General features: G+C 66.6%; 19 protein-coding genes. 15 read left to right on the forward strand and 4 right to left on the reverse strand.

Going from position 1 to position 17,858, the window contains the following annotated elements:
- The first annotated feature begins 49 nt into the window (after window positions 1-49).
- From WS57_RS25800 to WS57_RS25815, 4 genes are read left to right on the forward strand one after another with little or no spacing between them, the layout of a single operon-like run.
- Complete coding sequence (locus tag WS57_RS25800) at window positions 50-385, forward strand: holin (RefSeq protein ID WP_069245043.1); 336 nt, start codon at window positions 50-52, stop codon at window positions 383-385.
- 5 nt (window positions 386-390) lie between these two features.
- On the forward strand, window positions 391-666 hold the full coding sequence (locus WS57_RS25805) for a holin (protein ID WP_236871925.1): 276 nt from the start codon (window positions 391-393) through the stop codon (window positions 664-666).
- Window positions 653-1,147, forward strand: a complete 495-nt coding sequence (locus WS57_RS25810; RefSeq protein WP_069245044.1) for a glycoside hydrolase family protein — start codon at window positions 653-655, stop codon at window positions 1,145-1,147. The genes WS57_RS25805 and WS57_RS25810 overlap by 14 nt, the downstream gene beginning before the upstream one ends.
- Window positions 1,144-1,653: a DUF2514 family protein gene (locus WS57_RS25815; RefSeq protein WP_069245045.1), complete on the forward strand. Its 510-nt coding sequence runs from the start codon at window positions 1,144-1,146 to the stop codon at window positions 1,651-1,653. Before WS57_RS25810 ends, WS57_RS25815 begins: the two co-directional genes overlap by 4 nt.
- On the opposite strand, the gene WS57_RS25820 is transcribed toward WS57_RS25815, so the two are convergent.
- A complete protein-coding gene (locus WS57_RS25820; RefSeq protein ID WP_069245046.1) occupies window positions 1,614-2,645 on the reverse strand; it encodes a tyrosine-type recombinase/integrase in 1,032 nt (343 codons plus the stop codon). The genes WS57_RS25815 and WS57_RS25820 overlap by 40 nt on opposite strands.
- Before the next feature lie 153 nt (window positions 2,646-2,798).
- Between WS57_RS25820 and WS57_RS25825 the strand changes: the two genes are divergently transcribed.
- Entirely contained in the window at window positions 2,799-4,127 is a 1,329-nt protein-coding gene (locus WS57_RS25825; protein WP_059479251.1) for a YihY family inner membrane protein, read from the forward strand.
- Window positions 4,128-4,145: 18 nt separating this feature from the next.
- On the opposite strand, the gene WS57_RS25830 is transcribed toward WS57_RS25825, so the two are convergent.
- Window positions 4,146-4,463: an Mpo1-like protein gene (locus tag WS57_RS25830; protein WP_040127232.1), complete on the reverse strand. Its 318-nt coding sequence runs from the start codon at window positions 4,461-4,463 to the stop codon at window positions 4,146-4,148.
- A 158-nt stretch (window positions 4,464-4,621) separates the two neighbouring features.
- Between WS57_RS25830 and WS57_RS25835 the strand changes: the two genes are divergently transcribed.
- The 3 genes from WS57_RS25835 (at window position 4,622) to aroC (ending at window position 8,548) form a co-directional block, all read left to right on the forward strand.
- Window positions 4,622-5,077, forward strand: coding sequence for a CBS domain-containing protein (locus tag WS57_RS25835; RefSeq protein WP_009694382.1), 456 nt, complete (start codon window positions 4,622-4,624; stop codon window positions 5,075-5,077).
- Window positions 5,078-5,219: 142 nt separating this feature from the next.
- Complete coding sequence (locus WS57_RS25840; protein ID WP_069245047.1) at window positions 5,220-7,154, forward strand: MFS transporter; 1,935 nt, start codon at window positions 5,220-5,222, stop codon at window positions 7,152-7,154.
- 293 nt (window positions 7,155-7,447) lie between these two features.
- Window positions 7,448-8,548, forward strand: a complete 1,101-nt coding sequence (gene aroC, locus WS57_RS25845) for a chorismate synthase (RefSeq protein WP_009687584.1) — start codon at window positions 7,448-7,450, stop codon at window positions 8,546-8,548.
- Between the two features lie 129 nt (window positions 8,549-8,677).
- On the opposite strand, the gene WS57_RS25850 is transcribed toward aroC, so the two are convergent.
- Window positions 8,678-10,351, reverse strand: a complete 1,674-nt coding sequence (locus WS57_RS25850) for an electron transfer flavoprotein-ubiquinone oxidoreductase (protein ID WP_069245048.1) — start codon at window positions 10,349-10,351, stop codon at window positions 8,678-8,680.
- A gap of 179 nt (window positions 10,352-10,530) precedes the next feature.
- Between WS57_RS25850 and WS57_RS25855 the strand changes: the two genes are divergently transcribed.
- Window positions 10,531-11,307, forward strand: coding sequence for an SDR family oxidoreductase (locus WS57_RS25855; RefSeq protein WP_009687935.1), 777 nt, complete (start codon window positions 10,531-10,533; stop codon window positions 11,305-11,307).
- 32 nt (window positions 11,308-11,339) lie between these two features.
- A complete protein-coding gene (locus WS57_RS25860; protein WP_009687934.1) occupies window positions 11,340-11,771 on the forward strand; it encodes an acyl-CoA thioesterase in 432 nt (143 codons plus the stop codon).
- An 84-nt stretch (window positions 11,772-11,855) separates the two neighbouring features.
- On the opposite strand, the gene WS57_RS25865 is transcribed toward WS57_RS25860, so the two are convergent.
- Window positions 11,856-12,401 carry a PAS and helix-turn-helix domain-containing protein gene (locus WS57_RS25865; RefSeq protein WP_009687933.1) on the reverse strand — a complete coding sequence of 182 codons (546 nt, stop codon included), beginning with the start codon at window positions 12,399-12,401 and terminating at the stop codon, window positions 11,856-11,858.
- Window positions 12,402-12,625: 224 nt separating this feature from the next.
- On the opposite strand from WS57_RS25865, the gene WS57_RS25870 reads away from it, so the two are divergent.
- The 5 genes from WS57_RS25870 (at window position 12,626) to WS57_RS25890 (ending at window position 17,772) form a co-directional block, all read left to right on the forward strand.
- Window positions 12,626-13,330 (forward strand): CoA transferase subunit A, encoded by a 705-nt coding sequence (locus WS57_RS25870; RefSeq protein WP_040127235.1) that lies wholly within the window; start codon window positions 12,626-12,628, stop codon window positions 13,328-13,330.
- Window position 13,331: 1 nt separating this feature from the next.
- Window positions 13,332-13,973: a CoA transferase subunit B gene (locus WS57_RS25875; RefSeq protein WP_009687930.1), complete on the forward strand. Its 642-nt coding sequence runs from the start codon at window positions 13,332-13,334 to the stop codon at window positions 13,971-13,973.
- Window positions 13,974-14,163: 190 nt separating this feature from the next.
- On the forward strand, window positions 14,164-15,060 hold the full coding sequence (locus WS57_RS25880; RefSeq protein WP_009687929.1) for an alpha/beta fold hydrolase: 897 nt from the start codon (window positions 14,164-14,166) through the stop codon (window positions 15,058-15,060).
- An 84-nt stretch (window positions 15,061-15,144) separates the two neighbouring features.
- Window positions 15,145-15,498 carry a RidA family protein gene (locus WS57_RS25885; RefSeq protein ID WP_009687928.1) on the forward strand — a complete coding sequence of 118 codons (354 nt, stop codon included), beginning with the start codon at window positions 15,145-15,147 and terminating at the stop codon, window positions 15,496-15,498.
- A gap of 39 nt (window positions 15,499-15,537) precedes the next feature.
- Complete coding sequence (locus tag WS57_RS25890; RefSeq protein ID WP_009687927.1) at window positions 15,538-17,772, forward strand: RelA/SpoT family protein; 2,235 nt, start codon at window positions 15,538-15,540, stop codon at window positions 17,770-17,772.
- Window positions 17,773-17,858 lie beyond the last annotated feature (86 nt).

The following is a 17,858-nucleotide window of genomic DNA, read 5'->3' on the forward strand; positions in this document are numbered from 1 at the left end:
TGAAAGAAAGACGGATGGGGAATCCCAAATTCAAACAGAGGGGGGGGTGATGGCCGAACCAACAACTAGCGTCGCCACAGCGGCTGTCGCATTACTCGCGAAGATCGTTCCTGGAGCGGTTGGATCGCTGATCGCGTTGCGTTTCATTGGTGATGGCCTGTCGGGGCGCCAGAAGGCCGTTTCGTTCGTCGCTGGCGCCGCTTTCTCGTACTTCGTCGGGCCGCTGATCGTCACGTGGTTCGCGATCTCAGATAACGGTGCCCAGCAGGCAATCGGCTTTCTAGTCGGTCTGTTCGGGCTGGCGATTACCAAAGAGCTGTTCAAAGAAATCAACAACGCAGATTTCATCGGGGCCCTTAAACGTCGCTTCCTCGGGGGGCAATGATGGTCATGGTCTCGATCTTCGTAATCGCAAATGTCGTCGCGCTGCTGTTCTGCGTCTGGATCACCGTCACCGACGCGATTGCGACCGGCTGGTGGGGCACGCTGGGGTTCTCGGTAATCGGAGTAGCGGCGATGGGAAACGTCCTGAAGGCTGGCCGCATGGTCGCGGCTATCGATATGCCCGAGACCTTGATGATGGTCGGTGTTGCGATCGTGTGCCTATGGGTGATGGGGCGACACATCTACTGGTGGAAGAAGGAGCACAAGCATGGCGCGCATTGACGTAACGACGGCTGGCGGCAAGAACCGCGTCGCCTTCCTCGACATGATCGCCTCGAGCGAGATCGGCCCAGCACTGCTCGCGAAGTCGGACGACGGCTACAACGTACTGGTCGGCTCAACGCCGGCGCAGCCGCTGCTGTTCTCCAGCTACGCAGCGCATCCGAACGTCCTCAATCGGCAGATCCCGGTTCCGTCGACCGCGGCCGGCCGCTACCAGATCCTGTATCGCTGGTGGCGCATCTACCAGGCACAGATGAAGCTGCCTGACTTCGGGCCGGTGTCGCAGGATCGGTACGCGCTGCAGCAGCTGCGCGAGCATGGCGCACTGCCGCTGATCGACGCCGGCCGCTTCCGCGAGGCGGTCGCGAAGGTGTCGAACGTGTGGGCCAGCCTGCCGGGCGCCGGCTACGGCCAGCACGAGAACGACATCGAGCGGTTGCTCGCTGCGTATCAGGCTGCCGGTGGCGAGGTGACGGCATGACGATCCTCGACCCGCGCGTCTGGCTCACCTTCATCGTGGCGCTCGCGATTACGGCTGGAGGCTGCTACTTCAAGGGGCATGCCGACGGCGTGCGTACGACGACTGCGGCCGCGCAGAAAGCGCAGCTCGCCGCGGTGGCGGCGGCCCGCGCCGAGGAACAACGCCGCACCGCGGCTCAAACGGAGATCGCAAACGATGCGAAACAACAACGCACCGCGGCGCTGGCTGATGCTTTCGCTGCTCGCGCTGCCGCTGGCAGCCTGCAGCAGCGCGTCGACCAGCTCGTCGCAGCCGCCCGCAATCCCGCCGCTGCCGCCGGAAGCCCGGCAGCCGGCGACGCCCTCGATCTGCTTGCCGACGTGCTCGGCCGGGCTGACCAGCGCGCGGGCGAACTGGCAGAGTACGCTGACCAGGCCCGAATCGCCGGCCAGCAGTGCGAGCGCGACTATGACGCGCTGACGGTCGATCAGAGCCGCGCCGCGATGTCCTCGGCGGTTTCCCGGTAGTAGACGCGCTGGAGGATGCGTAGATCCTGATGTCCACTGATCTTCGCGAGGGTCATCACGTCGACTCGTTTCGCGAAACGGGTCAGCGCCTCGGCCCGCGAGTCATGGAAGTGCAGGTCCCCAATCAGCAGTGAGTCCCGCGCCTTCCGAAACAGCATGTCCAGGGTGTGCGAAGTTACGCTGAAGCAGCGTTCGCGGTCGGCCACGACACGCAGTAGCCGGACAGCCTGCCTCGAGAGGGGAACCTGCCGGGGCTTCCCCGTCTTGTACTGCATCTTGTGCTCGACGGTGGCGACGCGCTTCTCCATGTTGAGCTTGCTCCGACCGAGGCTCAGGATTTCGCCTGCGCGCATCGCTGTGCGCAGCGCGATCAGGAAGATCAGGGCGACTTCCTGACTCCGCGTCTCCGGCGGCCGGCCACTCACATAGCCTAGGCGCCGGCAGATGCGCCACACCTCCAGCGGGGCAATGCGCCGATCGCGCGGCGGGTTCTGGCCCGGCTGCCGCATGCCGTCGAACGGGTTGTGCTCGAGCCACTTCCATTCCTTGCGCGCGATCCCGAAAGCAGCGTTCATCCAGGCGATGTCCCGCTGAACGGTAGAGCGCGTCACCGGAAGGGCTTCTTCACCGTCCGACCGGATATAGCCGCCCCTCAGGCGATCGTCGCGCCATTTCCCCAGGACAGCAGAGTCCACCCTGTCCAAGGTAAGATCAGCGATATCCGGGAATTCCCTGATGAATGCCCTGATCCGCGCGGTTTCCTCGATGGCGCCGCGCTTTCCTTCCGAGACGTCGGTCGAGTATTTCTCGAACAGCTCGCGGACGGTGTGGCGTTGCGCGGGCGTCAGCGTTTCCTGCTCGCGCAGTGTGGTCTCGCGCGTAGCTGCCCATGCCTCGGCTTCGCGCTTCGTGCGGAATATCTTAGACTCGCGAGTGCCGCGCACGTATATCTGCGCGCGCCACTGGCTCTTGTGCTTAGTGACGGATGCCATGCGTAGAGTGGCGTGTAATTTGTGGGGAGAGAACGGGAAGAAATCACTGCTTCAGCATGAAGTTTATACTGTTCATGCATACAGTGACACGGCAGAAGTGCGTTGTTTTCAAACGCTTTCTATGCCGCCATGAAATAGGACGAAACCCCCTTTATGCCGAAGTTGAGCGTCGATCTCGACACCCTGAAGCGTCTCGCGCAGTTCGCGGCCCGGCGCAGCGCCGAGGATCGCATCCCGCAGGTGGCGGGCAGCCTCACGTTCACGACGATGCTGGCGCTGGTGCCGCTCGTCACGGTCGCGTTCGCGCTGTTTACCGCGTTCCCGATGTTCGCGTCGTTCCAGATCTCGCTGCAGGGATTCCTCGCGGATCACCTGATGCCCGCGCAGTTCAACATCCAGATCTTCAAGTACCTGAACCAGTTCGCGGCGAAGGCCAAGGGGCTGACCACGGCCGGCCTGATCGTGCTGGTCGTCACGTCGGTGATGACGATGATGACGATCGAGTCCGCGTTCAACCTGATCTGGCGCGTGCGCAAGCCGCGCCCGTTCGCGCAGCGCGTGCTCGCGTACTGGGCGCTGATCACGCTCGGCCCGCTGCTGTTCGGCGTGAGCCTGTCGCTGTCGTCGTACCTGTTTACGCAATCGCTGGCGTTCACCGGCGCGGCGCCGTCGACATCGATCGTCGAGTGGCTGCTCACGCTGGCCTCGCTGCCGCTGACGGTGCTCGCGTTCACGCTGCTGTACGTGTATCTGCCGAACTGCACGGTCGCGTGGCGCGACGCGGTGATCGGCGGGCTGTTCGCGGCCGTCGCGTTCGAGCTGGCGAAGCGCGGCTTCGGCTACTACGTGCGGCGCATCCCGACCTATACGGCCGTCTACGGCGCGTTCGCCGCGCTGCCGGTGTTCCTGCTGTGGATGTACCTGAGCTGGTTCATCGCGCTGCTCGGCGCGATGGTGACGTCGGCGCTGCCGGCGATCCGCATCGGCCAGTTCCACCGCGTCCACTATCCGGGCAGCGACCTGCTCGACGCGCTCGACATGCTCGCGCGGCTCGCCGAAGCGCGCGCGGCCGGCAAGCCCGGCTATTCGGCGCTGCGGCTCGCGACGATGCTGCGCTGCGACATGGAAACCGCGCAGCGGCTGCTGACGTTGATGGAGGAGCGGGAATGGGTCGCGCGGCTGGATGGCGGCGAAGGCGCCGCGCGCTACATCCTGCTTGCGAACCCGGAGCGGCTGACCCTCGCGCAGCTGTTCGACGTGCTGGTGATCGACCGCACCGAGCTGACCTACCAGCTGCAGCGGCGGCGCAGCCATGTCGACGGCGCGGCGCTGCTCGCGGTGCTGTCGAACGACCGCTTCGACGTGTCGCTCGCGTCGCTGATCGCCGCGCACCGGCTGGCCGGCGCACATCCTGCGGCGATGCCGGGGGCGGTGCCGGACGGCGCGCCGGACCCGCACGCGGGCCCGCCGCGCACCGCATAAGCCCGCCGCCGGCGGGCGTTACAGCGGAATCTTGCCGGTGCAGATGTCCTTGAACATCACCCAGTCGCCCATCAGGCTGTAGACCGGGTGCCGGAACGTGGCGGGGCGGTTCTTCTCGAAGAAGAAGTGTCCGACCCACGCGAACCCGTAGCCGCACACGATCGCCGCCGGCAGCCACAGCCAGTGGCCGGTCGCGATCGCCATCGCGACGCAGCCGATCACGCCGAGCGAGCCGATGAAGTGCAGCCGCCGCGACGTCGGGTTCTGGTGTTCGTTCAGGTAGTAAGGATAGAAATCGGCAAAGCTGGCGAATTGCTCCGAATGCGTATGCGCCATGGCCGTCTCCTCGGGGCCGCTGTCGATGCGGTCATTGTGCGGCGGCCGGCCGGCGTCCGCAAGCCGGGCCGGGACGCCGCACCGGCGCGAGCTTTCCTTTTGACAGGCTTTCCGATAGGATCGAAAGCGGTTTTGCATTCAAGCATGAGGGGACTACGATGCGCGTCAGCGATATTCTCAAAGTGAAGGGCAACACGCTGTTTACGGTGACGCCCGATAAGCCGCTGCGCGAAGCGGTCGATACGATGGCCGAACACGATATCGGTTCGCTCGTCGTGATGGAGTACGGCGATCTGGTCGGGATGCTGACGTTCCGCGAAGTGATCCTGCGCCTGCACGAGAACGGCGGCGCGATCGGCGACGTGCAGGTGCGCAAGGTGATGGACGAGCCGCTCACCTGCACGCCGGAAACCGACGTCAACGAAGTGCGCCGGATGATGCTCGAGCGCCATGCGCGCTACATGCCGGTGCTCGACAAGAAGGTGCTGATGGGCGTGATCTCGTTCTACGACGTCGCGAAGACGGTCGTCGAGGCGCAGAGCTTCGAGAACCGGATGCTGAAGGCCTACATCCGCGACTGGCCGGAGCCGGAAGCCCAGGCGCACAAGCCGTGAACCGCGCTGCGCCCGGCGTCATGACGCGCGGGCGCGGCGAGCCGGCACGCGGCGGCACAGGCACGGCCTGCGCCGCCGTTTTTCCAACAACACTACGACAAGGCCCGCGCAGCTTCGCCAAGACGACGCGCGCGTATTCCGCATGAGCGATCAAACGCAAGTCTCGTCGGGGCGACGCAGCGAACGGCGCGCCCACGCGTCCCAGTTCGACCTGTTGCGCGAGCGTCGTTTCGCGCCGTTCTTCACGACCCAGTTCCTCGGCGCGCTGAACGACAACGTCTTCAAGATCGGCTTCACGTCGCTGGTCACCTATCACACCGCGCGGTTCTCGGGCGTCGATGCGAAAACCGCCGCGTTCCTGATTTCCGCGATCTTCATCCTGCCGTTCGTGCTGTTCTCGGCCACCTCCGGACAGATCGCCGACAAGTACGACAAGGCGACGCTCACGCGCTTCGTGAAGACCTTCGAGATCGTGCTGATGCTGGTCGGCGCGGCCGGTTTCGTCACGCACAGCGCGGTGCTGCTGTATCTGTGCACGTTCATGATGGGGATGCACTCGACGCTGTTCGGGCCGGTCAAGTATTCGTACCTGCCGCAGCATCTCGCCGAGCAGGAGCTGGTCGGCGGCAACGGCCTCGTCGAGATGGGCACCTTCATCGCGATCCTGATCGGCACGATCATCGGCGGTGCGGCCGCGGGGATCGAGGGCAGCGGCGAGCGCGTGCTGGCCGTCAGCGTCGTCCTGATCGCGCTCGCGGGGCGGCTCGTCGCGCAGCGTGTGCCGGCCACGCCCGCGCCGCAGCCCGATCTCGTGATCAACTGGAATCCGTTCAGCGAGACCTGGCGCAATCTCGCGCTCGCGCGGCAGAACCGCACCGTGTTCCTGAGCCTGCTCGGCATCTCGTGGCTGTGGTTCGTCGGCGCGACCTTCCTCACGTCGTTCTTCAATTTCGCGAAGGACGTGCTGTCCGCGAGCCCCGACGTCGTCACGGTGCTGCTCGCGACGTTCTCGGTCGGCATCGGCCTCGGCTCGCTGCTGTGCGAGCGGCTGTCGCAGCGGCGCGTCGAGATCGGCCTCGTGCCGCTCGGCTCGATCGGCATCAGCGTGTTCGCGATCGAGCTGTATTTCGCGAGCCGTGCGCTGCCGTCGCCGGGGCACCTGCTGTCGGTCGGCGAATTCCTGGCCGGTGCGCGCCACTGGCGCATCCTCGTCGACCTGTTCCTGCTCGCGATGTTCGGCGGCTTCTACAGCGTGCCGCTCTATGCGCTGATCCAGAGCCGCAGCGCGCCGACCCACCGCGCGCGGATCATCGCCGCGAACAATATCCTGAACGCGCTGTTCATGATCCTGTCGGCGCTAATGGCGATGGGGCTGACCAAGGCCGGCGTCGGCATTCCGGGCCTGTTCCTCGTCACCGCGCTACTCAATGTCGTCGTCGCGGCCTATATCTACCTGCTGGTGCCCGAGTTCCTGCTGCGCTTCGTCGCGTGGGTGCTCGTGCATACGTTCTACCGGATCCGGCTCGTGCACGCGGAGCGGATTCCGGAAGAGGGCGCGGCCGTGCTCGTGTGCAATCACGTCAGCTACGTCGATGCGCTGGTGCTGGCCGCCGCGAGCCCGCGCCCGATCCGCTTCGTGATGGATCACCGGATCTTCAAGACGCGCTTCGCGAGCTGGGTGTTCCGGCATGCGAAGGCGATCCCGATCGCGCCGCGCCACGAGGATCCGGCGATGCTCGCGCGCGCGTACGACGCGTGCGAGGCCGCGCTGAAGGACGGCGAACTCGTGTGCATCTTCCCCGAGGGCAAGCTGACCAGGACCGGCGACATCAACACGTTCCACCACGGGATCACCGAGATCCTGCGCCGCACGCCGGTGCCCGTGATCCCGATGGCGCTGCGCGGGCTGTGGGGCAGCGTGTTCTCGCGGCATGCGCAGGCGAAGCTGCCGCGGCCTGTCACGCGCGGCGTGATGAGCCGGCTGACGCTCGCGGTCGGCGAGCCGATCCCGTCGACGCTCGCGACGCCCGAGGCGTTGCAAGCCGCGGTGAGCGAACTGCGCGGCGCGCGCAAGTAGCGGCGCGCGGCCTCCGGGGACGCGCGGTTCCAGCCAGGCGGCAGCGTTGCGGGCCGCCTGTTTCGCTGCCGGCGGGCAGGCTGTCCGTTCACGGGTGTCGGTACGGCCGATCGTGCAGCGGCAGCCAGGCCGACGCCGACCGGCCGGTCGGGATCGCATCGCGCGGCCCGCATCGCCGGGGCGGCTGGCATAATACCGGTTTACCTCTTTTTTTCGATCGGCGAACCAGCGGGCTGCCCGTTGCACGACAGGCGGCGTCCCGGTTTGCCCATTTCTCTTTGGGCGGTTCCATCATGTCCGGCAATACCCTCGGCACGCTTTTCACTGTCACGACCTTCGGCGAATCGCACGGGCCCGCGATCGGCTGCGTGATCGACGGCTGCCCGCCGGGAATGGCGCTGAGCGAGGCCGACATCCAGGTCGAGCTCGACCGCCGCAAGCCGGGCACGTCGCGGCACGTCACGCAGCGGCAGGAGGCCGACGAGGTCGAGATCCTGTCGGGCGTGTTCGAAGGCGTGACGACCGGCACGCCGATCGCGCTGCTGATTCGCAACACCGACCAGCGCAGCAAGGACTACGGCAACATCGTCGAGACGTTCCGGCCCGGCCATGCTGACTACACGTACTGGCAGAAGTACGGCGTGCGCGACTATCGCGGCGGCGGCCGCTCGTCCGCGCGCCTGACCGCGCCGATCGTCGGCGCGGGCGCGGTCGCGAAGAAGTGGCTGCGCGAGCGCTTCGGCGTCGAGGTGCGCGGCTACATGAGCGCGCTCGGCGAAATCGAGGTGCCGTTCGTCGACTGGTCGCACGTGCGCGAAAACCCGTTCTTCGCGCCGAACGCGGCGATCGTTCCCGAGCTCGAGGCCTACATGGACGCGCTGCGCAAGGACGGCGATTCGATCGGCGCGCGCATCGACGTCGTCGCGTCGGGCGTGCCGGTCGGCTGGGGCGAGCCGGTGTTCGACCGGCTCGACGCGGACATCGCGAAGGCGATGATGAGCATCAACGCGGTGAAGGGCGTCGAGATCGGCGCGGGCTTCGACAGCGTCGCGCAGCGCGGCTCGGTGCACGGCGACGAGCTGACGCCGGCCGGCTTCGTCGGCAATCACGCGGGCGGTGTGCTGGGCGGGATCTCGACGGGGCAGGACATCACGGTGTCGATCGCGATCAAGCCGACGTCGAGCATCCGCACGCCGCGCCGCTCGATCACGAAGGACGGCGAGCAGGCGACGGTCGAAACGTTCGGGCGCCACGATCCATGCGTCGGCATCCGTGCGACGCCGATCGCCGAGTCGATGCTCGCGCTGGTGCTGATCGACCATGCGCTGCGCCATCGCGCGCAGTGCGGCGACGTCGAAACGCAGACGCCGAAGATCGCCGGCAGCGCGACTTGACGGCACGGTCCGCGCGCCGTCGGCGCACGGACGAGGCACAGGCCGATACGAAAAGGACGGGGCGCTGCAGTGCGCCCCGTTTGCTTTGAACGACGAAAAAAACGCCGCGCGAAGCGGCGTCCTGCGGCCTTACATGTTCGGGTAGTTCGGCCCGCCGCCGCCTTCCGGCGTCACCCACACGATGTTCTGCGTCGGGTCCTTGATGTCGCAGGTCTTGCAGTGCACACAGTTCTGCGCGTTGATCACCAGGCGATCGCTGCCGTCGTCGTTCTTCACGAACTCGTACACGGCCGCCGGGCAGAACCGCGCCTCCGGCCCCGCGTAGGTGCGCAGGTTCACGTTCACCGGCACGCTCGCATCCTTCAGCGTCAGGTGCGCCGGCTGGTTCTCCTCATGGTTCGTGTTCGAGATGAACACCGACGAGAGGCGATCGAACGTCAGCTTGCCGTCCGGCTTCGGATACACGATCGGCTCGCACTGCGACGCCGGCTTCAGCATCTCGTGGTCCGCATGCTTGTGGTGCAGCGTCCACGGCACGTTGCCGCCCATCACCTTCTGCTCGATGCCGACCATCAGCGTGCCGAGGTACAGCCCCTTGGCCATCCACTGCTTGAAGTTGCGCGCGCGGTACAGCTCCGTGTACAGCCACGACTGCTTGAATGCGTCGGGATAGGCGTTCAGTTCGTCCGACTGCCGGCCGGCCTGCACCGCATCGAACGCGGCGTCCGCGGCCAGCATGCCGGTCTTGATCGCCGCATGGCTGCCCTTGATCCGCGACGCGTTCAGGAAGCCCGCGTCGTCGCCGATCAGCGCGCCGCCGGGGAACACCGTCTTCGGCAGCGACAGCAGCCCGCCGGCCGTGATCGCGCGCGCGCCGTACGACACGCGCTTGCCGCCTTCGAGGAACGCGCGGATCGACGGATGCGTCTTGTAGCGCTGGAATTCCTCGAACGGCGACAGGTACGGGTTCGTGTAGCCGAGGCCGACCACGAAGCCGACCACGACCTGGTTGTTGTCCATGTGATACAGGAACGAGCCGCCGTAGGTATCCGACTTCAGCGGCCAGCCGGCCGTGTGGATCACGAGGCCCGGCTTGTGCTTGGCCGGATCTATTTCCCACAGTTCCTTGATGCCGATCCCGTAAGCCTGCGGATCGGCGTTCGCGTCGAGCTTGAACTTCGAGATCAGCTGTCGGCCGAGATGGCCGCGGCAGCCTTCGGCGAACAGCGTGTACTTCGCGTGCAGTTCCATGCCGAGCTGGAAGTTCTCGGTCGGCTCGCCGTCCTTGCCCACGCCCATGTTGCCGGTGGCGACGCCCTTCACCGAGCCGTCGTCGTTATAGAGGATCTCGGCGGCCGGAAAGCCCGGGAAGATCTCGACGCCCAGCGCCTCGGCCTGCTGGCCCAGCCAGCGCGTGACGTTGCCGAGCGAAATCACGTAGTTGCCGTGATTCTTGAAGTTGTCCGGCAGCGCCCAGTTCGGCGTGGTGACCGCGCTTTTCTCGGACAGGAACAGGAAGCGGTCTTCCGTCACCTCGACGTCCAGAGGCGCGCCGCGTTCCTTCCAGTCGGGGAACAGCTCGGTGATCGCGCGCGGGTCCATCACCGCGCCCGACAGGATGTGCGCGCCGATCTCGGAGCCCTTCTCGAGCACGCATACGCCGATCTCGGCGCCTTTCTCGGCGGCCAGCTGCTTGAGCCGGATCGCGGCCGACAGCCCGGCCGGGCCGCCGCCGACGATCACGACGTCGTATTCCATCGATTCGCGCGGGCCGTATTGCTCGATGAGGCTTGCGGGGGTCATTGGCGTTCCTCTAACCGTTAGAATGCTTTTATTCGGGAGCGTATTGTCTGCGAAACGAAACGCATGCCGCAACAACATGCGGCTAGATTAGCACGACCGTTCTATTTTTTGTGTTAGGGTTATGCCGCGCCGGCCGTGCTGTCCGGGCGGCGCAACGACATCGAAAGGGGATGTGCAAAATGGGTCGATCGATCAATCTGGAAGGCAAGGTCGCGCTGGTCACGGGCGCGTCGAGCGGCCTCGGGCAACGCTTTGCGCAGGTGCTGTCGCAGGCGGGCGCGAAGGTCGTGCTGGCGAGCCGCCGCGTCGAGCGCCTGAAGGAGCTGCGCGCGGAGATCGAAGCGGCGGGCGGCGCCGCGCATGTCGTGTCGCTCGACGTCACCGACGAGCAGAGCATCAAGGCGGCCGTCGCGCACGCGGAGACCGAAGCCGGCACGATCGACATCCTCGTGAACAATTCGGGCGTGTCGACGATGCAGAAGCTGGTCGACGTGACGCCGGCCGATTTCGAATTCGTGTTCGACACCAACACGCGCGGCGCGTTTTTCGTCGCGCAGGAAGTCGCGAAGCGGATGATCATGCGCGCGAACGGTAACGGCAAGCCGCCGTACCGGATCATCAACATCGCGTCGGTGGCCGGCCTGCGCGCGTTCCCGCAGATCGGGCTGTACGCGATGAGCAAGGCCGCGGTCGTGCAGATGACGCGGGCGATGGCGCTCGAATGGGGCCGCCACGGGATCAACGTGAACGCGATCTGTCCGGGCTATATCGATACCGAAATCAATCATTACCTGTGGGAAACCGAGCAGGGCCAGAAGCTGCAGTCAATGCTGCCGCGCCGGCGCGTCGGCAAGCCGCAGGATCTCGACGGGCTGTTGTTGCTGCTCGCGGCCGACGAGTCGCAGTTCATCAACGGCTCGATTATCTCCGCCGACGACGGCTTCGGCCTCGCCTGAGCGGATGACATCCAGCAACAAAGAAGACTGCAATGAGCGATTACCTCCCCGTATTTGAAATGTCGATGCCGATTCGCTGGGGCGACATGGATGCGTTCGGCCACGTGAACAACACGGTCTATTTCCGCTACATGGAGCAGGCCCGGATCTCGTGGTTCGAACAGCTCGGCATTGCCGGCGGCAACGGCGAAGGACAGGGGCCGGTCATCGTGACGGCGTCGATGGAGTTCCTGAAGCAGCTGCACTATCCGGGCGACGTGATCGCGCGGATGTCGGTGGCGAAGCCGGGCCGCAGCAGCTTCGACACGGGTTTCGAGCTCACGCGCGCGGACGATCCGCAACACCTGTATGCGCGCGGCAACGCGCGCTGCGTATGGGTCGACTACGCGCTCGGCAAGTCGGTGCCGCTGCCGCAGGTGCTGCGCGACACGATCGAGCGCGCGCTCGAAGCAAAGGTCGGCTGACAGCGGGGCGCCGGCGCCCGGCCGCCGGCGGTTTTGCCAGCCCGAACGGGCGCCGGATCGGCCGCATGCGCGGCCGATTGCCATTCACTGTCCGAGCAGACGCTGCAGCAGCTCCGGCGTATTGCTGGTTCCGTACTTGCGCATCAGCCGCGCACGGTAGATGTCGACCGTGCGCGAGCTGATGTCGAGCACGCGTCCGATCTGCTTGCTGGTCTTGCCGGTCGCGAGCTGCGCGGCGATCTCGCGTTCGCGCGGCGTCAGTTCGACGGCGACGCGGCGCGTCGCGCTCAGGTCCTCGAAGGTCCAGACGCCGGCTGCGAGCGGCGCGGTGCGGTCGAGCGCGCGGCCCGTCACATGGCACCAGAACAGCTCGCCGTCGGCGCGTTTCATGATTCTGTCATCCGCGTAGATGCCGTTCGCGATCATCACGCGCGAGATTCGCTCGCCGATTCGCTGAAACTCGTCCGGCGACGGATACAGCACTTCATACGACTTGCCGATCAGGTCGGCGCGCGCGCAGCGGAAAATCGCCGCGACCGCATCGTTGCAGTCCTCGATCACGCGGTCGCGCGACATGACGAGCCCGAGCGGCGCGAGGTGGAAGGCGGTCTGGTAATCGAGAGCGGGCATGGACGCGGGAAACCGTGGCAAACGCTTATGTATTTTTGCGTATTGTGCCGCATCCGCGCCGCATCGTACCCTTTCAGGCATCTCGCGGCTTGTGCCGCGACATAAAAACGGCGCGCGTCGACGCAGGCACGGTCGAGCATGCATAGAATGATGCGGCGGGCTTGCGGGCCACGTCGGCGCGTCAAACCGGTTTCGCTGGTTTCCATAGAGGAAGGGACATACTGATGAACAAAGTCTATCCAAGCGCGGCGGCCGCGCTGGAAGGGATCGTCCATGACGGACAGACCTTCGCGGTGGGCGGCTTCGGCCTGTGCGGGATTCCGGAAGCGCTGATCGCAGCGTTGCGCGATTCGGGCGTCAAGGGCATCACCTGCATCAGCAACAACGCGGGCGTCGACGGTTTCGGCCTGGGCCTGCTGCTGGAAACGCGCCAGATCAAGAAGATGATCTCGTCGTACGTCGGCGAGAACAAGGAGTTCGAGCGCCAGTACCTGGCCGGCGAACTCGAGCTCGAATTCACGCCGCAGGGCACGCTCGCCGAGAAGCTGCGCGCGGGCGGCGCGGGCATCCCGGCGTTCTTCACGAACACCGGCTACGGCACCGTGATCGCGGAAGGCAAGGAAACGCGCCAGTTCGGCGACCGCCACTACGTGCTCGAACCGTCGCTGACGGCCGATGTCGCGCTCGTGAAGGCGTGGAAGGCCGACAAGTCGGGCAACCTGATCTATCGCCGCACGGCGCGCAACTTCAACCCGATGTGCGCGATGGCGGGCAAGATCACCGTCGCCGAGGTCGAGGAGATCGTCGAGAACGGCGAGCTCGATCCGGACCAGGTTCACACGCCGGGGATCTTCGTGCAGCGCATCGTGCTGAACGCGACGCCCGAGAAACGCATCGAACAACGCGTCGTACGCGCGAAAGGAGACTGACATGGCCTGGAATCGTGACCAGATGGCCGCGCGCGCGGCGAAGGAACTGCAGGACGGCTTCTACGTCAACCTCGGCATCGGCTTGCCGACGCTCGTCGCGAACCACGTGCCGGCAGGCGTCGAGGTCTGGCTGCAGTCGGAGAACGGCCTGCTCGGCATCGGCCCGTCGCCGACCGAGGACGAGGTCGACGCGGACCTGATCAACGCGGGCAAGCAGACCGTCACGACGCTGCCGGGCTCGTCGATCTTCTCGTCGGCCGATTCGTTCGCGATGATCCGCGGCGGCCACATCAACCTCGCGATCCTCGGCGCGATGCAGGTCAGCAAGAACGGCGACCTCGCGAACTGGATGATCCCCGGCAAGATGATCAAGGGGATGGGCGGCGCGATGGATCTCGTGGCGGGCGTGAAGCGCGTCGTCGTGCTGATGGAGCACGTCGCGAAGGGCGACCAGCACAAGATCCTCGACGAATGCAACCTGCCGCTGACGGGTGTCGGCGTGGTCGACCTGATCATCACCGATCTCGGCGTGATCGAAGTGACGCCGAACGGCCTCAAGGTCCTCGAACTCGCCGACGGCGTCAGCGTCGACGAGATCCAGGCGAAGACGGGTGCGCCGCTCGACGTGAGCGCAGTCGCGTAAGTTCGCCGGCCGCGCGTGCTGCGCGGCTCCTCCAGCGCCCCGCATGCCGGTGACGGCACGCGGGGCGTTTGTCGCTGGAGGCGGCCGCGCCAAGCCGACCCGCGCGCCGGAAGCGGTTTACAATCGTTTGCATCGGGCCCCGCGCACGCGTTGTCCCGCCGCGCCGCCCTCGTTCGACAGGATGCCACCGATGCCAACGACCTCAGCGACTCCTCCGGTTCCCCGCCAGCGACGCGTGCAGTGCGCAAGCGCCGCCGGCCTTCATCACGTCGCCTATACCGAATGGGGCGATCCCGCGAATCCGCGCGTGCTGGTCTGCGTGCACGGGCTGACCCGTTCGGGGCGCGACTTCGACCGGCTGGCGGCGGCGCTGTCGGATGCGTACCGCGTCGTCTGTCCCGACGTCGTCGGGCGCGGCCAGTCGGACTGGCTCGCCGATCCGCGGCACTACGCGATCCCGCAATACGTGGCCGACATGGTGACGCTGATCGCGCGCACCGACGTCGAATCGGTCGACTGGTTCGGCACGTCGATGGGCGGCCTGATCGGCATGGCGCTCGCGGGGCTGCCCGGTTCGCCGATTCGCCGGATGATCGTCAACGACGTCGGTCCGCGCATCGAGCCCGACTCGCTGACGCGCATCGGCGAATATCTCGGCGTGCAGCCGCGCTTCGCGACCGAGCAGGAAGGCATCGACTACCTGACCTCGCTGTCGCTGCCGTTCGGCCCGCTGAGCGCGGACGAATGGCGCGAGATCAACGCGCCGCTGCTGCGCGCGCTGCCCGAGGGCGGCTGGGCGATCCGCTACGACCCGCGCATCGCCGAGCCGTTCAAGGCGACCACGCCCGAACTGGCCGCGCTGGGCGAGGCTGCGCTGTGGCGCGCGATCGAGACGACCGACGCGTCGGTGCTCGTCGTGCGCGGCGCCGAATCGGACCTGCTGTCGCGCGACACCGCGGCCGACATGGTGCGCCGGGGCAAGCACATGACGCAGGTGGAAATTCCCGGCGTCGGCCACGCGCCGGCCTTCGTCAGCGCCGAGCAGATCGCGCTGGCGCGCCGGTTTTTCGTCGAAGGCCGCGCATAAACGCGTCATAATATGCGGTTCGGCGATGCGCGGGCCGCGCGTCGCCGAGTCATTCACCCATCATTCATACGACCGGAACATTCCATGGCAGTCATTCGTCACCACGTCGGGGCCCGTCTTTCCGAAACCGCGATCCACAACGGGACCGTGTATCTGGCCGGCCAGATCGCCGAAGACACCACGCAGGACATCAGGGGCCAGACGCGCGAGGTGCTCGGCCACATCGACCGCCTGCTCGCCGAGGCGAACAGCGACAAGGCGCATCTGCTGTCGGTGCAGATCTACATTTCCGATCTGGCGAATTTCGACGGGATGAACGAAGAATGGGACGCGTGGGTCGCGCAGGGCAACACGCCGCCGCGCGCCACCGTCGAGGCGAAGCTCGCCGATCCGGCGCTGCTCGTCGAGATCGTCGTGGTCGCCGCGCAGCGGAGCTGAGCGGCGCGTTGCGATGATCGTATTCCTGCAGGCCGTGCGATGACCGAGTCCGTTTCCGCTTCTTCCGTCGCGGCGCCGTCGTTCGACGACGTGCTCGCGTTCGTGCGCGAGCGGGCCGGCGACGTGCGCCTGTCGTCGGGCGAACTGCTGGCCGATCATGCGGCCGGCACGGCGGCGATCATGCGCACGCTGAACGTCGATCCGTCGGCGATACAGGCGGCCGCGCTGTTCGCGCTGACACCGCACCTGAGCGATCCCGAGCGCGAACTTGCCGAGCGCTTCGGCGACGAAGTCGCGCGGCTCGTCTCCGACGTGCGCAAGCTGCTGCGGCTCGGCACCGTCAGCCTGCGCGCCGCGCAAAACGCGGCGCCGGACGCGGGGCGCGACGCCGCGGCGGAGCGACGCACGCAGATCGAGGCGCTGCGCAAGATGCTGCTCGCGTTCGCACAGGACATCCGCGTGGTGCTGATCCGGCTCGCGTCGCGGCTGCAGTCGCTGCGCTATTACGCGGCCGCGAAGCTCGATCCGCCGCCCGACGTCGCGCGCGAGACGCTCGAGATCTACGCGCCGCTCGCGAACCGTCTCGGCATCTGGCAGTTGAAGTGGGAACTCGAGGATCTCGCGTTTCGCTTCGAGGATCCGGTCACCTACAAGCGGATCGCGAAACTGCTCGACGAGAAGCGCGTCGAGCGCGAGGCCTATGTCGCGCAGGCGATCGAGCGGCTGCAGCAGGAACTCGCGCAGGCGCATATCCCGGCCGACGTCAGCGGCCGGCCGAAGCACATCTACAGCATCTGGCGCAAGATGCGCGGCAAGGAGCTCGATTTCTCCGAGCTGTACGACGTGCGCGCGTTCCGCGTGATCGTGCCGGACATCAAGGATTGCTACGCGGTGCTCGGCATCGTGCATCACCTGTGGCAGCCGGTGCCGAAGGAATTCGACGACTACATCTCGCGGCCCAAGCCGAACGGCTACAAGTCGCTGCATACGGTCGTGATCGGCGACGACGGCCGTGCCTTCGAAGTGCAGATCCGCACGCAGGACATGCATCGCTTCGCCGAATACGGCGTCGCCGCGCACTGGCGCTACAAGGAAGCGGGCACGCGCGGCTACGGCGGCCAGTTCTCGGCGAGCGACAAGTACGACGAGAAGATCGCGTGGCTGCGCCAGCTGCTCGCGTGGAAGGACGACGTCGAGGACGGCGCCGAACAGTCGGGCGACAAGGCGTGGGCGCAGCTGCGCGAGACCTCGCTCGACGACGACCACATCTACGTGCTGACGCCGCAGGCGCGCGTGATCGCGCTGCCGCAGGGCGCGACGCCGGTCGATTTCGCGTACCACCTGCACAGCGAGCTCGGCCATCGCTGCCGCGGCGCGCGCGTCGACGGCGCGATGGTGCCGCTCAACACGCCGCTCGCGAACGGGCAGACGGTCGAGATCGTCGCGGTGAAGGAGGGCGGCCCGTCGCGCGACTGGCTGAACCCGCAGCTCGGCTACCTGAAAAGCCCGCGGGCGCGGCAGAAGGTGCGCGCGTGGTTCAACGCGATCGAGCAGGAAGAGAACATCGCGCATGGCCGCGCCCTCGTCGAAAAGACGCTGCAGCGCGAAGGCAAGACCTCGGTCAGTCTCGACAATCTCGCGGCGAAGCTCGGCTTCAAGTCGCCCGACGAGCTGTTTTCGGTCGTCGGCAAGGAGGAGTTCAGCCTGCGCAACGTCGAGCACGCGCTGTCCGATGCGCCGCCGCCTGAGCCGGCGCCCGAGGCGCCGGCCGATTTCGAGAAGCGCAGCAGCGGCGCGAGCGTCGCGCACGGCGCGTCGACCGGCGTGCTGGTGGTCGGCGTCGATGCGCTGCTGACGCAGCTGGCGCGCTGCTGCCGGCCGGCGCCGCCCGACCCGATCAGCGGCTTCGTCACGCGCGGCAAGGGGATGTCGATCCATCGCAGCGACTGCCCGACCTTTATCCGGATGGCCGAGCGCGCGCCGGAGCGCGTGCTGCAGACCACCTGGTCGGCCGACGTGCTCGGGGGGCGCGGCGCGTCCGTCTATCCGGTCGACCTGATGATCGAGGCGAGCGACCGCCAGGGGCTGCTGCGCGACATCTCGGAAGTATTCGCGCGCGAGAAGATGAACGTGGTCGGCGTGAAGACGCAGAGCCGCCGCAACGCGGCGTTCATGCAGTTCACGGTCGAGGTGTCGAATTCGGCGCAGGTGCAGCGCGCATGCACGCTGCTCGGCGAAGTGCAGGGCGTCGTGCGGGCGGGGCGCAAGACCTGATCGCCCGGTGAGAGGGTCGGATCGGCAAGGTTTTGCTGCGACCGCATAAAAGTGCTTGCCAGCGGGTCGGCAACCCCATATAATCT

It is taken from the genome of Burkholderia pseudomultivorans (assembly GCF_001718415.1).
GTDB lineage: Bacteria > Pseudomonadota > Gammaproteobacteria > Burkholderiales > Burkholderiaceae > Burkholderia > Burkholderia pseudomultivorans_A.